This window comes from Pseudoteredinibacter isoporae (assembly GCF_011602085.1).
Taxonomy (GTDB): domain Bacteria; phylum Pseudomonadota; class Gammaproteobacteria; order Pseudomonadales; family Cellvibrionaceae; genus Pseudoteredinibacter; species Pseudoteredinibacter isoporae.
The window spans coordinates 1,515,845-1,534,891 of the sequence record NZ_JAAONY010000002.1 but is presented as its reverse complement, the minus strand read 5'-3'; the positions used below and the strand labels follow the sequence as shown (position 1 = coordinate 1,534,891).

Annotated in this window: 16 protein-coding genes; 5 read left to right on the top strand and 11 right to left on the bottom strand. The window is 50.3% G+C overall.

The window, feature by feature from the left end; genetic code table 11:
* Positions 1-2: 2 nt before the first annotated feature.
* From moaD to G8768_RS15140, 7 genes are all read right to left on the bottom strand, one after another.
* Positions 3-251: a molybdopterin converting factor subunit 1 gene (moaD, locus tag G8768_RS15170; RefSeq protein WP_166845228.1), complete on the bottom strand. Its 249-nt coding sequence runs from the start codon at positions 249-251 to the stop codon at positions 3-5.
* Positions 248-751: a cyclic pyranopterin monophosphate synthase MoaC gene (gene moaC, locus G8768_RS15165; RefSeq protein WP_166845230.1), complete on the bottom strand. Its 504-nt coding sequence runs from the start codon at positions 749-751 to the stop codon at positions 248-250. Before moaC ends, moaD begins: the two co-directional genes overlap by 4 nt.
* A 107-nt stretch (positions 752-858) precedes the next feature.
* Positions 859-2,262, bottom strand: a complete 1,404-nt coding sequence (hemN, locus tag G8768_RS15160; RefSeq protein ID WP_166845232.1) for an oxygen-independent coproporphyrinogen III oxidase — start codon at positions 2,260-2,262, stop codon at positions 859-861.
* 491 nt (positions 2,263-2,753) lie between these two features.
* Positions 2,754-3,956, bottom strand: a complete 1,203-nt coding sequence (locus tag G8768_RS15155; RefSeq protein ID WP_166845234.1) for a TonB-dependent receptor — start codon at positions 3,954-3,956, stop codon at positions 2,754-2,756.
* A complete protein-coding gene (locus tag G8768_RS15150; protein WP_166845236.1) occupies positions 3,953-4,438 on the bottom strand; it encodes a type 2 periplasmic-binding domain-containing protein in 486 nt (161 codons plus the stop codon). Before G8768_RS15150 ends, G8768_RS15155 begins: the two co-directional genes overlap by 4 nt.
* The gene (locus G8768_RS15145) at positions 4,413-7,358 is read right to left on the bottom strand and encodes a bifunctional diguanylate cyclase/phosphodiesterase (RefSeq protein WP_166845239.1); all 2,946 of its coding nucleotides are present in this window, start codon (positions 7,356-7,358) and stop codon (positions 4,413-4,415) included. The genes G8768_RS15150 and G8768_RS15145 overlap by 26 nt, the downstream gene beginning before the upstream one ends.
* 364 nt (positions 7,359-7,722) lie before the next feature.
* Positions 7,723-8,583 (bottom strand): methyltransferase domain-containing protein, encoded by an 861-nt coding sequence (locus G8768_RS15140; protein ID WP_166845241.1) that lies wholly within the window; start codon positions 8,581-8,583, stop codon positions 7,723-7,725.
* A gap of 88 nt (positions 8,584-8,671) precedes the next feature.
* Between G8768_RS15140 and G8768_RS15135 the strand changes: the two genes are divergently transcribed.
* Entirely contained in the window at positions 8,672-9,418 is a 747-nt protein-coding gene (locus G8768_RS15135) for a PEP-CTERM/exosortase system-associated acyltransferase (RefSeq protein WP_166845243.1), read from the top strand.
* An 83-nt stretch (positions 9,419-9,501) separates the two neighbouring features.
* Here the strand turns inward: G8768_RS15135 and G8768_RS15130 are convergent, their stop codons facing one another.
* Positions 9,502-10,020: a TrmH family RNA methyltransferase gene (locus G8768_RS15130; protein ID WP_166845245.1), complete on the bottom strand. Its 519-nt coding sequence runs from the start codon at positions 10,018-10,020 to the stop codon at positions 9,502-9,504.
* Positions 10,017-10,982, bottom strand: coding sequence for a tRNA dihydrouridine synthase (locus tag G8768_RS15125; RefSeq protein ID WP_166845247.1), 966 nt, complete (start codon positions 10,980-10,982; stop codon positions 10,017-10,019). The genes G8768_RS15130 and G8768_RS15125 overlap by 4 nt, the downstream gene beginning before the upstream one ends.
* A gap of 368 nt (positions 10,983-11,350) precedes the next feature.
* Here G8768_RS15125 and G8768_RS15120 point away from each other — a divergent pair, with 368 nt between their 5' ends.
* From G8768_RS15120 to G8768_RS15110, 3 genes are read left to right on the top strand one after another with little or no spacing between them, the layout of a single operon-like run.
* The gene (locus G8768_RS15120) at positions 11,351-11,593 is read left to right on the top strand and encodes an OadG family protein (protein WP_166845249.1); all 243 of its coding nucleotides are present in this window, start codon (positions 11,351-11,353) and stop codon (positions 11,591-11,593) included.
* A 59-nt stretch (positions 11,594-11,652) separates the two neighbouring features.
* Positions 11,653-13,443, top strand: a complete 1,791-nt coding sequence (gene oadA, locus G8768_RS15115) for a sodium-extruding oxaloacetate decarboxylase subunit alpha (protein ID WP_166845251.1) — start codon at positions 11,653-11,655, stop codon at positions 13,441-13,443.
* A 17-nt stretch (positions 13,444-13,460) separates the two neighbouring features.
* Positions 13,461-14,777 carry a sodium ion-translocating decarboxylase subunit beta gene (locus G8768_RS15110; protein ID WP_166845253.1) on the top strand — a complete coding sequence of 439 codons (1,317 nt, stop codon included), beginning with the start codon at positions 13,461-13,463 and terminating at the stop codon, positions 14,775-14,777.
* A gap of 77 nt (positions 14,778-14,854) precedes the next feature.
* Here the strand turns inward: G8768_RS15110 and G8768_RS15105 are convergent, their stop codons facing one another.
* Together G8768_RS15105 and G8768_RS15100 are read right to left on the bottom strand one after the other, a co-directional pair.
* Positions 14,855-16,120, bottom strand: a complete 1,266-nt coding sequence (locus tag G8768_RS15105) for a sensor domain-containing diguanylate cyclase (RefSeq protein WP_166845255.1) — start codon at positions 16,118-16,120, stop codon at positions 14,855-14,857.
* Between the two features lie 173 nt (positions 16,121-16,293).
* Positions 16,294-17,307: an isoaspartyl peptidase/L-asparaginase family protein gene (locus tag G8768_RS15100; RefSeq protein ID WP_166845257.1), complete on the bottom strand. Its 1,014-nt coding sequence runs from the start codon at positions 17,305-17,307 to the stop codon at positions 16,294-16,296.
* Positions 17,308-17,445: 138 nt separating this feature from the next.
* On the opposite strand from G8768_RS15100, the gene G8768_RS21300 reads away from it, so the two are divergent.
* Complete coding sequence (locus G8768_RS21300) at positions 17,446-19,038, top strand: methyl-accepting chemotaxis protein (RefSeq protein WP_166845259.1); 1,593 nt, start codon at positions 17,446-17,448, stop codon at positions 19,036-19,038.
* Positions 19,039-19,047 lie beyond the last annotated feature (9 nt).

Here is a 19,047-nt window from a genome sequence, read left to right as displayed (position 1 = left end):
TATCAACCCCCGGTTACCGGCGGGAAAAGTGCCACTTCATCGCCGTCATTGATCAGTTGATTGGGAGGGGCAATGGTTTGATTGATGGCCATCAGTAATTTGCTGTCATTCAATGTGCTTGCCCAAGGCTCGCCTCGATCACGCAGAGTATTGAGCAGGTCTTGCAGGCTGCAGGGTGAATCCAGTTCCAGTTGTTCTTTTTCCTGGCCCAAGGCTTCGCGATAGCGGGCAAAATACAAAAGGGTAATCATGATGTGTGCTCGCTTTCTGTCAGCTGTTCACTTTTCCAGTGACCGGATTTACCACCCAGTTTTTCCAGCAGTTTAACTTCTTCAATTACCATGCCTTTATCAAGTGCCTTGCACATATCGTAGAGCGTTAAGGCTGCAACCGAAGCGGCACTGAGTGCTTCCATTTCAACGCCGGTTTTGCCACTGACCTTGCACAGACTGTATATATGCACGCAGTTGTTTGGTTCATCCAATTCAATGTCGATACCGACTTTGTTCAGCATTAAAGGGTGGCATAGTGGAATCATGTCTGAACATTTTTTGGCGGCCTGGATACCGGCAATGCGCATGGTCGCGAGAACATCACCTTTAGCAAGGCTTTGGTCTTGCAAGGCTTTCAGTATGGCGGCGGTGCATTGAACTCTGGCATAGGCGCGAGCTTCGCGCTGGCTGTCGGCTTTATCGCCAACATCCACCATATGGGCTTCGCCCTGATCATTCAGGTGGCTGAAGGTAGACATTCGTTTTCTCGTGGAATCACTCGGGCAGACATTATTCAATAGTCTGCCCGGTGAGTCCATGTTCAAAAATGCCTATGCGGGCGCCATTTTCCGGGCTTTGAATGGCTCTAGATGATTTTTGAATAGCGCGGTTGAGTGCTGCTGGCAATCAGTGCTTGGTCTTGCAGCGCTGGCAAGTATGCATCAAACACCATGCAGACTCGACGAATGATCAGGCGGCCCGCGGGGCTCACTTGCAAGCTGTTGTGATCCAACTGGCTCAAGAGACCATCCTCAAGCAGGGGCTGTAGAGCAAGCAACTCTTTGGCGAAGTAGCTTTGGAAATCAATGCTGAAGCGTTGGCCAATGGTGTTGAAATCCAGCTCGAACTGGCAGATCAGGCGGTTGATAATATGCTGCCGAAGAAGGTCGTCCTGGCTCAACTGCAAACCCTTGCTGATCGGAAGCCGCTCTTGTTCAAGCGCTTTACTGTAGCTGGGAATATCCTTGTGGTTTTGTACAAAGATATTGTCGATGGCGCTGATGGAAGACACTCCAAAGGCAAACATATCGCAGCCGCCATAGGTGGCATATCCCTGGAAGTTACGTTGCAGGCTGCCGTTGTACTGGGCTTTACACAGCTCGTCATCGGGCTTGGCGAAATGATCCATGCCAATGTATTGATAGCCACTACGAGTCAGGGTGTCGATGGCCAAATGCAGCATGGCCAGCTTTTCTTCCGCAGGAGGGAGTGCCTCGGCGTCCATTTGCCGCTGGGTTTTAAACAAGTGGGGCAAGTGGGCATAGTTAAACAGTGACAGGCGATCAGGGCCGAGCTGAATGACTTTATCCAGAGTCTCTGCCAGCGTGCGGCAATTCTGAAACGGCAAACCGTAGATCAAGTCCATGCTGATGGAATCGAAATCATCCTGCCGAGCCTGGTCCACCAGCGCCTGCACTTCTTCGACACTGTTAAAGCGATTGACCGCCGTTTGTACCTTCGGGTCGAAGTCCTGCACTCCCATGCTCAATCGGTTAAAGCCGATGTCTTTCAACAGGCTGATGGTTTCCTGATTGGTTGTACCCGGGTGCAGTTCAATGGAATATTCGCCATCTTCACTGAATTCAAACAAGGATTGGCTATGGGTCATCAGCTCGCGCATCTGTTGATGGCTGATGTAGGTGGGCGTACCTCCACCCCAATGCAGCTGTTTCACCTTGCGTCCGGAATCCACCCATTGGGCAACGCGGCTGATTTCCTGATGCAGTTTGTCCAGATAAGGTTGGGCCCGTTTCTTGTTGGCGGTCACGATTTTGTTGCAACCGCAGTAATAGCAAATGGTGTCGCAAAAGGGGATGTGCATATACAACGACAGCGGGCGTGCGGCTTCGTTGCTGCGGTCAATAGCGGCCTTCAGTTCCTGTGGGCCAAACTCGTCATGGAATTGGGGGGCCGTTGGGTAAGAGGTATAGCGCGGTCCGGCCAAATCATGGCGCTTAATCAGCGACTCATCCCAGCTAATATCGGTCATGGTATTTCACTTGCTCAGAGATCATAGGTAATGCCAGCTCAAGCTGGTCTATTGAGTCGTGAATTGTAGAGAGGCTGTGGCAAGCATGTGCTGATGTATATCAACAGATCTTGCGCTGGACGGTTTAAATTTGTCCCGCAAATGGCCGATAAAAGGAATGAGATGTCAAATTGGCGCTGGTTTTTTAGTCACCAAACATTATAATGCGCGGGCTTTTAATTCGGCTGAGCAATATTCAGCCACGTTTTTTGAGGGTTTGTCGATGAAGCGTATGGGACGCAAGCTTAAGCTGTTAATTACCCACCACCGAGTTATTACTCAGGGGCGTTTGGGCGGCAGGTTGAAGCAGGAAGGCCTCAACAATCAAGGGCGCTGGTTCTAATCGACAGGGGCGGCCATCTCGAGCTGCATTGTATTCCCGCTCTTAGCCTGACCGATTCCCGGTTTTCCAGTGGCCAGCGATTGTGTTTGGGATGGTTCCTCAAACCGCTTTAGAAGCGGTATGAGGCCGACAGCGCAAACAGTTTCCAGTTTTCCTTGGTCGCCAGAGGGTTGGCGTTTTCCAAGCTTGATAACCAGCCCGTGCCTTTCACATCGTGCATCTCCGCACGCAGCATAAATTTGTCCGTCACGTCCCAGCGCAAGCCAACCGCCCAGTCTTTGGCGTAGCGGGAATGAGCCGGTAAACCGGTGGCGGCGGAGAACAGCTTGCCGTCTTTATCATCATTGTTCCAGGTCAGGTCATCGTAGCGGATAAATGCTTCCCAGCCCGGAGCCAGACGATAATCGTATTGCAGGAAATAGCTGTGGCCAGTGGTTTTGATATCCGCTGGCAATACTGAGGCATACACCTGCAAGCGACGAACGGCGAATTCACCGGTAATGCTCCATTTTTCAGAGTTGTATTGACCAAAGACCAGCAGAGGTTTGAAGTTAAAACCGGCGGACTGAATCGGATCGTTCATGCCGGGTTCGTACTTAACATCAATGGAGCCGGCGGCAATACCCGCTCGAACTCGATCAAGATCGTAGCTGTATACTCCGCGAGCAAACCATGTGCTCTTTTCGCCTTCCAGCTGACCGGGGTTGTCGCTGAAGAAAATGGCGGGTTCGAGATCCGGATCTCGCGTTCGGGGTTTTACCGACAGCAATTCAAAATTGAAACCGTTGTTGCCAAGATCCTGTTGGAAATACAGGCTGCCACCGTCCGAGCTTAATGCCAGATTTCGGTTCACATCGAAATAGATGGACTGAGGCAACAATATACTCGGGCGAGTATGAACCACGTCTCGAGTATCGTTATACATCCCGTAAGGGTTAATCAAGCGCCCAAGGCGTATGCCGGCACTGTTGGTTTCACCTTGCCAGAAATTGTAATCCAAAAAGGCGTAGTCCACCCGCAGATCACCATCGTCAGTGGCGCCGGCATCGCGTGCCAGTATCTGGGCGGCGAACTTCAATCTGGGGTTAATTTGCCATAGGCCGTTCAGCCCCAGCTCACGAAAATCAAAACTGACATCCTGGGAATCCCCGAAGAAATTATTTTCGTCGCTATAGAGTACGGTTTGGGTGGCAAAGCCGTGTACTTGAATGTTTCCTAACTCAGTATCGAAATTCACCGCCCTAGCCGGAGCGGTTGCGATCTGTGCCAGTACTGATATGGCCGCAATGGCTGCAGTTTGCAATCCTTTCATCGAATTTCTAATACCTTAACGTTTTGGTCAATATTGTGATGCTGAATGTAGCCGATAGCATTGTCCGTTTCGGCGATAAGTTTGAGCATCTCTCCTTCTGAATTTACGACGGTGGGGGCCAGCCCTGTTCCTGAATAGACCCGTCTCTCCCAAATCCGTCGCAGGTTGTAGGGATAAGTTTGCAAGACGTCTTTGGTAAAACGCACGTGCAGTGGATTGTTGTCTTTAAGAACAAAAACTCTGATCGGTTGGCCGTTTTTCCAAGTCGTGGTACGCATACCAAAAATGGATTTGAGGCGCGTAGGAGATAAACTCGCGGCATCGACCTGTTGATTTGCAATAACTGCAATACCATGGTCGCTGGAAGCCGCATGACTCACTATGCACAGTAAGGCCAGGAAAAAACTGGTGGCGCTTAGCCTTAGCCATCGCTGAAACCCGCCGGGGAAATCAGGATCAACCTTTGTTGATATTTTTTGCATAATCCTTGTTTTTTTGAATTGCCGTAACATTGTTAGTGGCGTCTGTCGTGCCATCCAGATGACTGATGTCACCATCCTTAAGGAGTTGCTCTGCCGGTTTGCCGATGTAGTAACCCTGGGCGTAGTCGATACCCAGTTCTTCAATCAGCGCCAGGGATTCAGCATCTTCAACGAATTCGGCGACGGTCTTTTTGCCAAGGCCCTGGGCGACGTTGTTGATGGCTTGTACAAAGAGATAGTCCTCTTTACTGGAGGCCAGATTGTGTACAAAGGAGCCGTCAATTTTCACGTAATCCACTGGTAGCTCGCGCAAATAAAACCAGGAGGCGTAGCCTTTACCAAAGTCATCGATTGAGAAGTGGTATCCCATCCGTTTACAACTGTTGATGATATCGGCGGTTGCGCGAACATCTTCAACGGCAGCGGTCTCTGTCAGCTCAAAAATGATCTTTCCGTGAAGGCTTTCACGGTTCAACGTGATTTGCGTCAGGCTCTGGATAAATTCTGCGCTAGCCAGGGCATTTGCAGAAATGTTGATGGCAATATGGATATCCTGTCCCTGGCTTTGGAAACCCAGCAAATCACGAATGGCTTGCTGCACCACATATTGATCCAGCTCCATGATCAAGCCGGTCTGTTCCGCAATGGGTATGAATTGCCCGGGCGAAATTATGTTGCCTTCCTCATCCAGCATTCGAAGCAGGGCTTCATAGTGGGATATGGTTTTATTTTTAATGTCGTAAATTGGCTGGTAGTACAGCGTCAGACGTTGAAGATCCAGGGCATTGCGGATCTTTGCCTGCCAATCCATGGTTTTCACCAATTCGCCTTTCTTGCTGCTGGAAGCGGAATACATCTGCCAGTTGCTGCGGCCATTGTTGTTGGCCTTCGCTTTATACATGGCCAGATCCACATTGGCCATCAGCTCGTCCACTTCCTTACCGTGGGCCGGGAATTTAACAATACCGATACTGATTGAAATCTTGTGTTTTAAACCTTCCAGGTTCACTTCGATATTGCCGACGATATCGCAGAGCTTCTGGGCGAGAATAATAATGCCTTCGTCATTGATTTCTTCGACCAATAAACCAAATTCATCGCCTCCGAGGCGAGCGAAGACATCAATGTTTCGAATGCCCAGTGAGAGATGATTAGCGACTTCACACAGCAGGCGGTCGCCGGCCGGGTGGCCAGAGGTGTCATTGATGATTTTGAATTGGTCGATGTCAAAAAAGAACAGGGCGCCTGAACGCTTATTGCGATGGCTGCGTTTCAGTATCTGCTCAAATTCACGTTGGAAGTGGCGGCGGTTGAAAAGCTTGGTGAGATGATCGTGATCGGCCAGCCAGGCGAGATTATCCTCGGCGGCTTTGCGACCGCTCAGATCAATACCCACGGTCAGTATCATTTCATCTTTTCCGGGCAGTAAGCTGTGCTTCCATTGCATATAGTAATTCTGGCCGCGCAGTTCCAGTTCGCCTTCATGCTGAAAGCTGTTGCCGTGGTTCTGGCTTTGGCAGAGCGATGTAATACCTTGGGTGACCACATCATTATCACTGAAACCAAAACTGGAGAAATAATTCAGCTGTTCCTTGGTTTTGTTGTCGGCGGTCATGGGGGTGCCGAGCAACATACAGCCTTCATTATTGATCAGGTGGATGTTGCCTTCTTTGTCCTGGGTCAGAATGATCGCTTGTACATTGTTGATCAACGTGGTGGCAAAGTTCTTTTCGGCCAGCAGTTCTCGGCTGCGAATCTTCAGGCCCCGGGTGCGCAGTTTGATTTGCTCATCCATTTCTGCGAGTTTTTCGGCCAGGTCAATACTGGAGTCTTGCAGATTGTGGATCTCATTGCGCAGTAGGCCATCTTTCTTCGGAAGCTGTGGCAGCAGATCAAGGCGATTGCGATCGTTTCGAGCCAATTCCGGCAGTACTGTGGCCACTTTTCGAAGCTGGCTCATCGGGCTCCAGAGCATACTGAGCAAGGCGATCTCGGCACTGATTAAAATCACCAAGGCCGAGAGCAGTAAAGCCTTGATCGTCGAATGCAGTTCATTGAGCTGGGCGCTGACATCTTCAATAATTAACACGGATGCCTGTTCGGCCGGGCTTTGGGCACTCAGACTGACAATCGCGAGCTCAAGGTTTTGCTGTTTGAAGGGCAGAACCTTTCGCTGATTGACCAGATTGTCCAAGGCAACTTCCTGGCTGAGTGTCTGCAGCGCTTCATGAGCGCTGGCTCCGCCGGTCAATGCAACAATGTCCCGCTGCCAGTTAGGGATACGACGAAGGGGGTTTTGCAATGCGTTTTCGGAGTTGCCCGGAGGAATCAGGATGCCAACATCGGCGGCGGTGGATTGCTGGAATTCAATCACCGCATCCACCAGGGATTTAACCAGAATCATCACACCGTTTTGATTGGTATCGATCAATACCGGAACGGCGACAACCTGCCAGCAGGAGTGACGACAGAAAATTTTATCCAGTGGGGATTCCGAACGGTAAACGGCATTCAGCCATTCTTTGGGCAGCAGCGATTGCATGCTGGGCAGGCCCAATTGCAGCCAGGCTTCCTGATCACTGCCGTATAACAACACGGCATCGACTTCCCACTCGAAGTTCAGTTGATCCCAATTGGAATGTACGGTTTGGCTTAATCGTTTTCGCAGGCTGAGATCGGGATCGAGTTGTGCGGCTTGGCCTTGAAGGTGACCTGCGATGTGAAGCAGTTGTCTTTGGATTGAAAACAAAGCGGTGTTAATCGAGCGCTGGCGATCTTTCAAAATACGATCGCGCTCTTGAATAAACGTCTGTTCAAGATTGTTTTGGCCAAAAATGGTGATCAGGCCGATTCCCAAAAAGAGAATCAAGCTAACGCTGATCGCTACCTGCCATTTAAGACTTAAAAAAACCGAGCGCATTTAGCCCTTTCCGCTTCTGCCTATATATTGCTGTCGATGTAAATCAGTCCAACGGATGGCACCTAAGGCCTTTTAGGGACTTCCGTTGATCTTTGAAGCAAACTGCAAAGCGTGGAAAGACTTTACTTTCCGAATGTTGGTATTGGCCTACGTAGCATCCTTTTGTTTGTCCTTAAACTTACGTCATTTTTTTGACGCCCAAGCCGTACCTCTGCTTGATTCACCGAGACTTTGTTGCTCCGTAAAGTATATCTGAGAACTCTACTTTAGGCCCGCCGCAGCCGGCCCTTCGGCAAAAAAAGTGGCGCCGTTTTTATTGTCACCAAACAAACAATGCATTCGGTGACAAACTGGTTCTAAATAACTAAATCGTGCAACAGAAAGTCATTATGTTTATGGTGCTAAAGAATGACTCACTTGCTTTGCTTTCTTCCAATTGTTGATTCCAGTCTTGATATTCCTTTGGGTTAATAAAACTATTCTCCAAAGCTTTATCCATCATCGCTGCGTGCTGAGATAAAAGCTGCCACAAATGATGATCCCTGGACTGCAAACTGCTAATGTCTATATCCACATCCTTAACGCCAAGCGCGGTAAGTTGCGCAGGCAGTCGTCTGGCCGAATAACCGTTGTGTAAGAATTCGCTCGCAAAGTAGTGACTGAGGCGGCGTTCCAACTCATCCATATTGTTGTTGACGGACATGCTCGCCCAATCCGTTTCAACAATGACCAACTTTGAACCAGGTTTAGCGACCCGAATCATTTCCTTTAAAGCAAGTTCGGGTTTTTCCAAATGCATAAAGAGGCGTTCTGCGCGAACGGCATCGAAGCGATTGTCGGGAAAAGGTAACTCGTAAGTGCTGGCGTGTTGGTGTCTAATCCTGTCGCTGCATTCCTTTTGCTTAGCTAGGGTATCGGCCTGTTGCACCATTTCTTTATCAAAATCCACGCCAATAATTTCATTTAGTTCAGGATAGAGCTGTGCGATGGTGGTGGTGTCGATACCTGGTCCGCAGCCTATGTCAATCAAGGATTGGGCAGATTGCGCCTGTAATTTTTCATAACTCCCCGTCTTTATTGGAGCAAACATCTGAGCTGCCTGGCTTAAGTAGTCTTGGTTTACATAACCTTTGTTTTTGTTCATCATGAAATCTGCTTGGTGAATGATAGGGGAAAAAGATAAACCATAAACAAAAAAAATAATATTACTTTGATGTGAGTTCACAGAAATGCTGTTAACTGAGTCTATATAATGAAGTCGCCTTAGGGATGTAAATGGTGTTTATTTTCACAGTCCGGTGGGAGGGAGTGTTATGACTTTACTAGACCATTTTGAAAAATTTTATGATGTTAAACGTGCATATAGTGATCACGATTTAGAGCGTTGTTATCGAATTCGTCATCGTGTTTTTTGTCGTGAACTTAATTATTTTGACGCCGACGATTACGAGATGGAGGTTGATGAGTACGATGCGCACTCTGAGCACGCATTATTGTTACACAAACCCAGTGGTCAGGCCGTCGCTTGTGCAAGAATCATTGGTGGCGATTTAAAAAATCCAGAAAAACCTTTGCCTTACGAAGAAGTCTTTAAAGACAGTCTCAACCGAGAGATGTTCGATCCCGATGTGTTTTTACCTGGGAAAATTATCGAGTTTTCTCGCCTGGCGGTGTTGCCGGAGTTTCGCGGGCAGGTCAAGCGTGATGCGGCTTTGCCGGAAAATGCAGACTTGTTGGAGAGTTGCAAAGCGCCTGTTGTGTTGTTGGGGTTGTTCTCTATTTGTGTATCTCTCTTCGTTAATTCTGAAGCCGAGTACGGCGCGGCGATGATGGAGCCCCGACTCGCCCAGCTGATCAAGCAATCCGGTTTTCGCTTTGAAGAAATTGGCGACCCTGTGAAACACTGTGGATGGCGCTCACCGTTCTTGTTTGAACGGGAAATATTTATGCGCAACATCAATACGCAGGTTTCTGATTTGTTTCGTGAGATCAATGCCCGATTGTGCGAAGACAAGGCGAACTTCCAAGCCGGTGACGAAACGGTTCGTTGCTATGCCTGATAGAAATATCGACCTGCAGACGTACAGGTCTATTTGAAATATGCGCCGAAGTGAACCTTATGAAGGTGTGATGCGTGTTTATGCTACCCCTGCTGCAATCGGTAGGCTGCAATTGCACAGGCGGTAGCAATATTCATAGAAGAATTGTGCCCTCGCATGGGAATGTAAACGGCCTGTTCACAGGCGTTTAATAATTTTTCGTCGAGGCCATGATTTTCGGAGCCTGGAACAAGGCATATTGATTGGTATTTTTTATCCAGTACAAAGTTTTCCAGTGCAATGCTGTTTACGCTTAATTCAAGTGCGAGCGTAAGAACCCTGTTTTCTTTTAGTGTGTCCAGCAGATCTTCGAAATGGTTATGTTTGCTATAACTTACATAGAGTTCGGCAGATCGAGAGGCTTTACGCAATTTTCGGTTTGGCGGGGCAGCTGTCGAGCCACTGAGATAAATGTGTTCGCAACCCAAAGCATCTGCGCAGCGAAACAGGGCGCCGACATTACTGGGTGATTCAATGTTATGCAGTAGAAAGCTTAGGCCGGGACCCAGCGTGGATTCGGCCCGATGTTCGTGGTGCTCCAGTTGTCGATCAGAAGATGTCATGAGGCCAGTTCTATTCTCTGTTCTTTAGCATGCTGGGCGAACAGCGTTTCAATTTCATCACGCCCACGCAAGCGTTTTAAGGAATTAAAAAACCGTTCCGCTTCAGGGTAGCTGCGTTGCAGATACATAAACCATTGCTTGAGCCGATTGCCGCAGTACTTTTCAGGGTATTGTTCGATGCCCTTACGGAAGAAGTCCAGCAACAGGGGGAGAATATCCTGCCAGTCCCAGGCCAGGTGCGTGTCCGGGTGCTTGATGGCGAGCGCCAGGTCTGGTCTCGCCAGCAGGCCACGGCCGATCATGAAATCTTCACAGCCACTTTGCTCCGCGCAGCGTTTCAAATCTTCTGCACTCCAGATTTCACCATTGGCGATAACCGGGATGCCAAGTTGCTCGCGAATCGGTTGTAACTCGTTCCAATACGCTGGTGGGCGGTAGGCGTCGCTTTTGCTGCGGGCGTGAACGACCAACCGCTGAGCGCCTGCGTCGGCAATGGCGTGGGCGTTTTCCAGGCCCATGCTGCGATCCTGGAAGCCCAGGCGAATTTTTGCGGTAACATCAATATCGTTGGGCACCGCTTCGCGAACGGCCCTGACGATAGTATGAATGCGATTGGGTTCCTGCAGCAGTTTGGCGCCGCCGTCATTACGGTTCACGGTTTTGGCTGGACAGCCGAAATTCAGGTCGATGCTGTCGGCACCCAAACTGGCCGCCTTGGCGGCGTTAAAAGCCATGGCTTCGGCATTGCCTCCAAGTAACTGGAAGGCCACAGGAGTACCTGATTGGGTGTGGCTTTGTTGCAGGAGTTCAGGGCAGAGCTTAGTGAACACTCGCCGGGGCAGGCGTTGATCGCAGATACGCAGAAATTCGGTGACACAGCCGTCCAGACCGCCAATGCTGGTGAGCAATTGGCGCATCTGAAAATCGACGACGCCCTCCATTGGGGCCAGAAAAATTCGCATAAAATCCGCTAAAAAGCGGGCATTCTACTGCAAAGCGAAGGGAAACCCTAAATCCACTCTTTTACGGGTTCGTGATTCTTGTAGTTTTTTCGGCTTTTTGAGGGTCTATACGGTGTGTGGGGTTTTTTAAGTATTTGATTTATATGATGTTTGTGTTTTGTAGTATCTTTGTAGTTTTGTAGTAAGAGGGAAAATTTGCTTACCTTGACCGATCAAGATACATTCTCCAAGCTCGCTCATTTAGCCCGGGAGTGAGTTCTGATCAGGGCTGTAAACAAGAAAGGCTCAATCACGCGCCACTGCGGTGTGAGATAGAACGTATAAAAGTGAAACATACAAATGGTTTGTATGATTTCGAGGAGACCACCATGTCAGCAAGCCTAATGCAACAGGGGACCGACCTGATGCTATTCGGGATGGGGACCGTATTCGTGTTCCTGACCCTGCTCGTTATTGCCGTCAACATCATGTCAGCGGTGATTCAGAAATATTTCCCCGAAGCTGAGCCCGAAGCGACACCAACTCCGGCCGCTCAGGCTCCTGCCCAGGTGAACGATCCGAAGTTGATCGCCATCATCCAGGCCGCGATAGAGCAGCATCGAAACAAATAAAAAGCCCATTTGATATTAGGACGCCTGTTTAGCCCCAGGCACCAGTTAAAGGCACCATTATGAGCGAAAACAAAAAACCACTTGGCATTACCGACGTTGTTTTGCGTGATGCCCACCAATCCCTATTTGCCACCCGTATGCGTATCGACGATATGCTGCCAATTGCCGAGAAGCTTGATCAAGTTGGCTTCTGGTCATTGGAGACTTGGGGTGGCGCCACTTTTGACGCCTGTATTCGTTATCTCGGTGAAGATCCTTGGGAGCGCATTCGTGAATTGAAAAAAGCGATGCCAAATACCCCAATGCAGATGTTGTTCCGTGGCCAGAATATTCTTGGTTATCGTCACTACGCTGACGATGTGGTGGACAAGTTTGTTGAGCGCTGCGCGGTCAACGGTGTTGATGTATTCCGCGTATTTGATGCGATGAACGATATGCGCAATATCGAAACCGCATTGAAAGCTGTGAAAAAACAGGGCAAGCACGCCCAGGGCACCATTGCTTACACCCTCAGCCCCGTGCACACCATCGATATGTGGGTGGAGCAGGGCAAACTGATTGAAGACATGGGCGCCGACTCCATTGCAATTAAAGATATGGCCGGCCTGTTGACCCCTTATGCGGGCTACGAGCTGGTGAGCAAGCTGAAAGCGGCATGTGATATTCCAATCCACATGCAATGTCACGCCACCACTGGCCTGTCAACGGCCACTGCACTGAAATGTGTTGAAGCGGGCATCGACAATATCGACACGGCGATTTCCTCTATGTCGATGACCTACGGTCACAGCCCTACAGAATCTGTTGTTGCGATCTTGAAAGATCAGGAGCGCGACACGGGGCTGGATCTGGCTCTGCTGGAAGAAATTGCCAATTACTTCCGTGAAGTGCGTAAAAAGTACGCCAAGTTTGAAGGTTCACTGCGCGGCATTGACGGCCGCATTCTGACCGCTCAAGTGCCTGGCGGCATGCTGACCAATATGGAAAACCAGCTGCGCGATCAGGGTGCCGAAGATAAATTTGCGGACGTGCTGGATGAGATTCCGCGTGTACGTGAAGATCTGGGCTTTATCCCTCTGGTAACCCCTACCTCGCAAATTGTAGGCACCCAGGCGGTTCTGAACGTGCTGACCGGCGAACGTTACAAGTCCATCTCAAAAGAAACTCAAGGTGTTCTTAAAGGTGAATACGGCGCCGCGCCAGCCGCTTACAACAAAGAGCTGCAAGAGCGTGTTCTGGATGGTGGTGAAGCAATTACCTGTCGCCCTGCCGATCTGCTCGAACCTGAGTTGGACAAATTGACCGCTGAACTGCGCGATTTGTCTAAAGAGAAGGGCGTTAAGCTGGAAGACGGTGATCGCGAAATTGACGACGTACTGACTTACGCGCTGTTCCCGCAAATCGGTTTGAAGTTCCTGGAAAACCGAGGTGATGCGTCTGCCTTTGAGCCTGCACCGACCGGTAAAGAAAGTTCGGTTGTGACCAACGATGCGGGCGAAGAAGTGTACACCGTGAACGTTGAAGGTGCTTCGTATACCGTAACGGTATCTAACGGCGGCGACCTGACGGGCATTGCGCCAGTTGGTGGCGCAGCTGCGGCGGCGCCTGCAGCCGCTGGTGGAGCGGTTCCAACAGGCGGTGACCCTGTACCCGCACCTCTGGCCGGTAATATCTTCAAGGTATTGGTCAGCCCAGGGCAGCAGGTTAATGAAGGTGACACCATTATTATTTTGGAAGCCATGAAAATGGAAACCGAAGTAAGTGCGCCTAAATCCGGCACCATTGGCAGCATCAATATCAAAGAGGGCGACTCTGTTGCCGTTGGCGATAGCCTGCTGACCATCGCTTAAGTCCGGGGGTATTCTAAATGGAAAGCTTAATCGGACTTTGGAACGATTCTGGCTTGGCCCAATTTCAGGGACCGGGTCAGGTCATCATGATCTGTATCGGTCTGCTGTTGTTGTGGTTGGCCATTAGCAAAAACTTTGAGCCTCTGCTGCTGGTGCCCATCGGCTTCGGTGGTATTCTGGCGAACATTCCTGGTGCGGGTCTGGCCTATTCTGCCGTACAGAATGCGCTGATCTCCGGTGGCCCTGAATTGGTGGCGGCGATAGCTGATGCGCTTCAAGTCGCGAGCTATGAGAGCTACGCTGATGTGAAAGCGGCGATGTCGGATGCCACGGCCCAGCAGGTTCTCGCAGCTCAGCAAATTGCCGCGAACGCCGGCTATGAAAGTGGCATGCTGTACAAGTTCTACTCGGTGGCTATTGGTTCTACGATCGCACCCTTGTTGATCTTTATGGGTGTTGGTGCGATGACGGATTTTGGGCCTCTGCTGGCTAACCCGCGCACCATCTTTCTGGGGGCGGCAGCGCAGTTTGGTATCTTCGCAACCGTTATGGGTGCGGTTGGCATGAGTGCACTGGGTTGGATGGATTTCTCCATCGCAGATGCGGCAGCCATCGGTATCATTGGTGGTGCGGACGGTCCTACAGCAATTTATGTAGCGTCTTTGCTGTCACCTGAATTGCTCGGTGCGATCGCGGTAGCGGCCTACTCCTATATGGCATTGGTGCCGATGATTCAGCCACCGATTATGAAGGCGCTGACTACCGAGGAAGAGCGCAAGATTAAAATGACTCAGTTGCGTCATGTGTCCAAGCGCGAAAAAATTGTCTTCCCGATTATCGTTTTGATCGCAGTGGCTATTTTCCTGCCATCGGCAGCACCTCTGCTGGGTATGTTCTGCTTCGGTAACCTGATGAAAGAGTGTGGCGTTGTTGATCGCTTGTCAGACACTGCTCAAAACGCGCTGATCAATATCACTACCATTTTCCTCGGCTTGTCCGTGGGTTCCAAGTTGGCAGCGGATGTTTTCCTGGATGCCAAGACTTTGGGCATTATGGCTCTGGGTGTGGTGGCATTTGGTATCGGTACCGCGATGGGTGTTTTGATGGCCAAGCTGATGAACAAGTTCAGCACCAACAAAATCAATCCACTGATTGGTTCAGCCGGGGTATCGGCGGTGCCAATGGCCGCGCGCGTTTCTAACAAGGTGGGTTTGGAGTACAACTCCCAGAACTTCCTGTTGATGCACGCCATGGGCCCGAACGTCGCCGGTGTAATCGGCTCTGCGGTAGCGGCTGGTGTGATGATCTCCATTGTTCAAGGCATGGGCGGTTAAGTTGAGCCCCAAGCTTTAACAAGGAGCGCATTAATAGATGTGCCAAAAAAGCCCAGTGCATATTGCCCTGGGCTTTTTTATTGCCTGTTGCTCTCGGACGCTACAACCTGATTTCGCCCCGCTTTTTTGGCGGTGTACATTAGGCTGTCGACATCATCCAAAATATCACAGCTGCTTTGTTCGCCATCGGTGCTGACAACACCAAGGCTGAGGCTGATGGGAAAGGCGGGGAGTGATACCGACGTGCTGATCTTTTTGGCGACTTCACTTGCTGCGTGAAGTCCGGTCTCGGGTAATAGGATAATAAATTCGTCACCGCCCCAGCGGGCAAATATGTCCACATCCCGCAGTTGGGCCCCTACAGCCTCGCTGATTTCCTTGAGCAACCGATCGCCTTCACTGTGGCCATGCTCATCGTTGATGGATTTAAAATGATCCACATCGAACATGATCAAGGACATATTGTGGCCAAATCGTTGGCAGCGTTTGCGTTCTACCTTCAGTTGCTTGGAAAAATAACGACGATTAAAAATGCCCGTGAGTGGGTCTATGGTTGCAGCTTGACGCAGTTCCTCGATCAGCAGCGCGCGTTCCGAAATATCCCGCAGAACTGCGGTCATTTCGCTATTGCTGCCTACCTGTATTTTGGAAATGGTAATCTCCAGCGGGAACTCGCTGCCGTCCCGGCGCAGTCCCATAACCGAAGCGCGGGTATGCATCGGGCGGGACAAGGTCGGCGATTGACTGAAACCTTCAACGTGTCCGCTGTGATTGCCTCGATACCGTTCAGGCATGAGCTGTGTGAGAGACATGCCCAGAGCGGCTTCCGGATCGTGATCAAACATTTCTCCGGCGGCCTTGTTAAACATTTTGATATTTTGTTCATCATCAATGGTAATGATGCCGTCGTAGGCGGTGTTGATGACGGCTTCAAAGCGACGCATGCTGGTTTGCAGATTGTGTTCGAGGCGTTTCTTCTCACTGATATCGATACAGGTATTGAGGACTCGAATATTTTCCGGGCCGTTGAGTGGGGCGTATATGAATCGCCACCAGCAGGTTTGTCCATGGCGTTCGATTGCGACTTCCACCTCCCGAGCTTCCATATCATCGCAACAGGATGCGATGGCGGATTTGATGTCGGCCATGATGTAACGGGGCAGGATTGTCTGCAGGTCTTTACCAAGTTGCCTTTCGATGCTGCCATCGAGAACCTGTTGGTAGAGATTGTTGGCGCTGATCAGGGTATAGCTGCCCTGATCACTCTGTTGCCAGATGGCCACTGGAGTCCCAATGGCATCCAATTGTTTGTTGATATCGCTGTGCGAACCCAGAAAAATCATGTTTAACCCTCAAGCCTGCCGTTGTAAAACGGCCAGTGAGCTTGTGCTGCGACCTGCTCCACCGGTGCCTCATGGCACCGAAGAGTTGTTTTATATTTCTACAATTTATCGGCAGGGAGGGTTTATCTTTACCTTAAACTTTTCAGGGATACTGGTGGTTTGTTCGCGGTGGCCTAGTAAATACCTACGTGCTGATCTGTATCGTTGCGCTTGTAGGCGCGATACATGCCCTTGCTGTTATAGGAATAGGCGACGTTACCTTGACTGTCGAGAACAATGACTCCGCCGCTGCCGTTGATATCAGCCAGCTCTTTTCTCACCACTTGATCAGCGGCTTCCTGGATGGAAAGGCCCTGATATTTTACTCGAGCGCAGATATCAGCGGCGACATTAAAGCGAATGAAATATTCACCATGACCCGTTGCCGAGACGCCGCAGCTGTTATTGTCGGCCCAGGTACCCGCGCCAATAACGGGAGAATCACCAATGCGCCCAAAGCGTTTGGCCGTGCGCCCCCCGGTTGAGGTGCCAGCGACAATGTTGCCGTATTTATCGAGGGCAACAGCACCTACAGTACCCATCTTGTAGTCGATTTCCGGGTTCTGATCCATTTCATGCCAACTGGTTTTCAACAGGGCTTTTTTGGCTTTTTGCAGGGATTTATAGCGTCCTTCTGTATTGAAATAGCGGTTGTCTACCAGCTCGAGTTGTTCCTGTTTGGCAAAGGCTTCAGCGCCACGGCCAGAGAGAAACACATGTTCGGATTTCTCCATCACCGCTCGGGCCAGTTTGATCGGGTTTTTAACGGTCTGAACGCCAGCAACGGCTCCCGCCTGTTGCTGTTTGCCTTCCATGATCGATGCATCCAGATCGTGCTCGCCTTCAAAGTTGTAAACCGCCCCTTTTCCCGCGTTAAACAAGGGAGAGTCTTCCAGAATGGTGATGGCCAAAATCACGGCATCGATACTTTTGCCGCCGTTGGCCAGCAGTTCATAAGCGCGATCGCGTGCTTCCTGGAGCTTTTCCTTGTATCTGGCTTCCTGTTCAGGGCTCAAATTGGCGGCTTTGATATTGCCAGCACCGCCATGAATAACAATGGCGACATTGGTGTCGGCTGTCGCGGGGTTCGTTGCGAAGCCTAAGGTGAGAACGAGGCAAAACAGGGCGTGGCGAATGGTTTTGAACATGTGGAATTTAACCCTTAAATCATCAATTGAACTTCAGAAAATCCACTCGAAGCCGATACTGCCTGCGAGGGATGTTTGGGGCGATGAGTAAAACACCCGTAGCCAAAAGGAAGGCTGACGTTATATTAGGAGTCTATTGTGAATTCGATCAGTATGAAAGCCTTGCTAGGGTATCTGGCGGTGTTGTTGGTGAGTGCAGTTGCTGCTATTTTTCTTTTCTCCAATGCCAACAATGTCGGAATGCGTACCGAGCGCTTTGTGGATGAAACTCTGCCGGCAGTGTCGGCAATTGAGCAATTGGGGCAGCAGGTGGATAAGCTGATGATTGCTTCCTACGCCTTTTACAGCACCAGTATCGACAGTGGCCAGTTTCAATCCCAACTTGCTGAAAGCACTCGTGCGATTGAAAAAGCCCTGGGTATTCCTGCCTTGCGCAAAGACAGCAAAGCGATGCTTCAGCGAGTGGCAACGCTGGATAATATCTCCAGACAATTGCTGGACACTATGTCCGCAGAGAGCATCGATTGGGATGGCGCTCGTGAGACTTTGGCAGATATGCAGTCTGAGAGAGATGCGACCCACACAGATTTACAAACCATAAAAAACACTCTGGAACGCGATGCAAATGAAAGCGCAGCGATGATCCGTGATGACATCAGCGCAATCACCAGTCTGGTCTTGCTGATGTTGCTTGCCATTTCGGGTGTGGCCATTGGTGCGTTCTGGTTCAGTCGCCGAACCATCTCTCAACCCATTTCGAATTTGGCCAATAGATTAACCCTTGTAGCGGAAGAGCTAGATTTACGTACGCAGCTGTCGGTGTCGGGTTCCGATGAAATCAGTACCGCTTCATCGAGTGTGAACAATCTGTTGAGCAGCGTGAAATCGGCGCTGGCCGATGTGCAGAATGTCAGTCGCGGTGTAGCTTCGGCCTCGGAAGATATGCAAAGTCATTCTGGCAATACCGATCAACAAGTTGTGCAACTGAACGCTGAAATCGAACAGTTAAATGGCCGCATGCGCGACCTGCACAGTTCGGTGGAGCAGGGCTTGCATCGCTCGGAGGAAAGTTACAAGGCGGCTCAAAATGGTTCGAAAGCCGTGGAGAACGGGGCAGAGCAAGTGCGTCAAACTGCGGGCAGTGTGGTGCGTCTGGCTCAGGATATTGAAGTGTCTTCCCAGCAACTTTCCGAATTGCGCAGCACCGGCGATCAGGTTTCCAGTGTGGTGGGAACCATTGCTGAAATTGCCGAGCAAACCAATCTACTGGCTTTGAACGCTGCCATTGAAGCAGCACGTGCGGGAGAATCCGGTCGCGGTTTTGCTGTCGTTGCGGATGAGGTTCGTACTCTGGCAAATCGCACCCAACAGTCAACGGAAGAAATCAACAATATGTTGACGGCTCTCGTGAACGCCATCAGTGGTGTCGTGCATTCCATGGAGAACAATTCCAAGCAAGCGGAACAATCAGCGCAAATGGCTCAGCAAACGGTCTCAACATTAAATCAGATTCAGGAAACCATATTGGATCTCAGCGAGTCCAGTCGTGTGGTCGCTGAGTTGAATACCGGGGCGAGCGAGAACGCGAGCCGTATTCAAGGGCAGGTTGAAGAGTTTTCGACACTGGGTTCGGCGGTGCAGCAGGGCTCGGCGGAAACCAAGCAAACCGCATCGGATTTAAGCTGTTCAGTGTCGAGGCTCAACGAGCTGGTCGGCCGTTTTACGCTCTAGCAAAAGAGC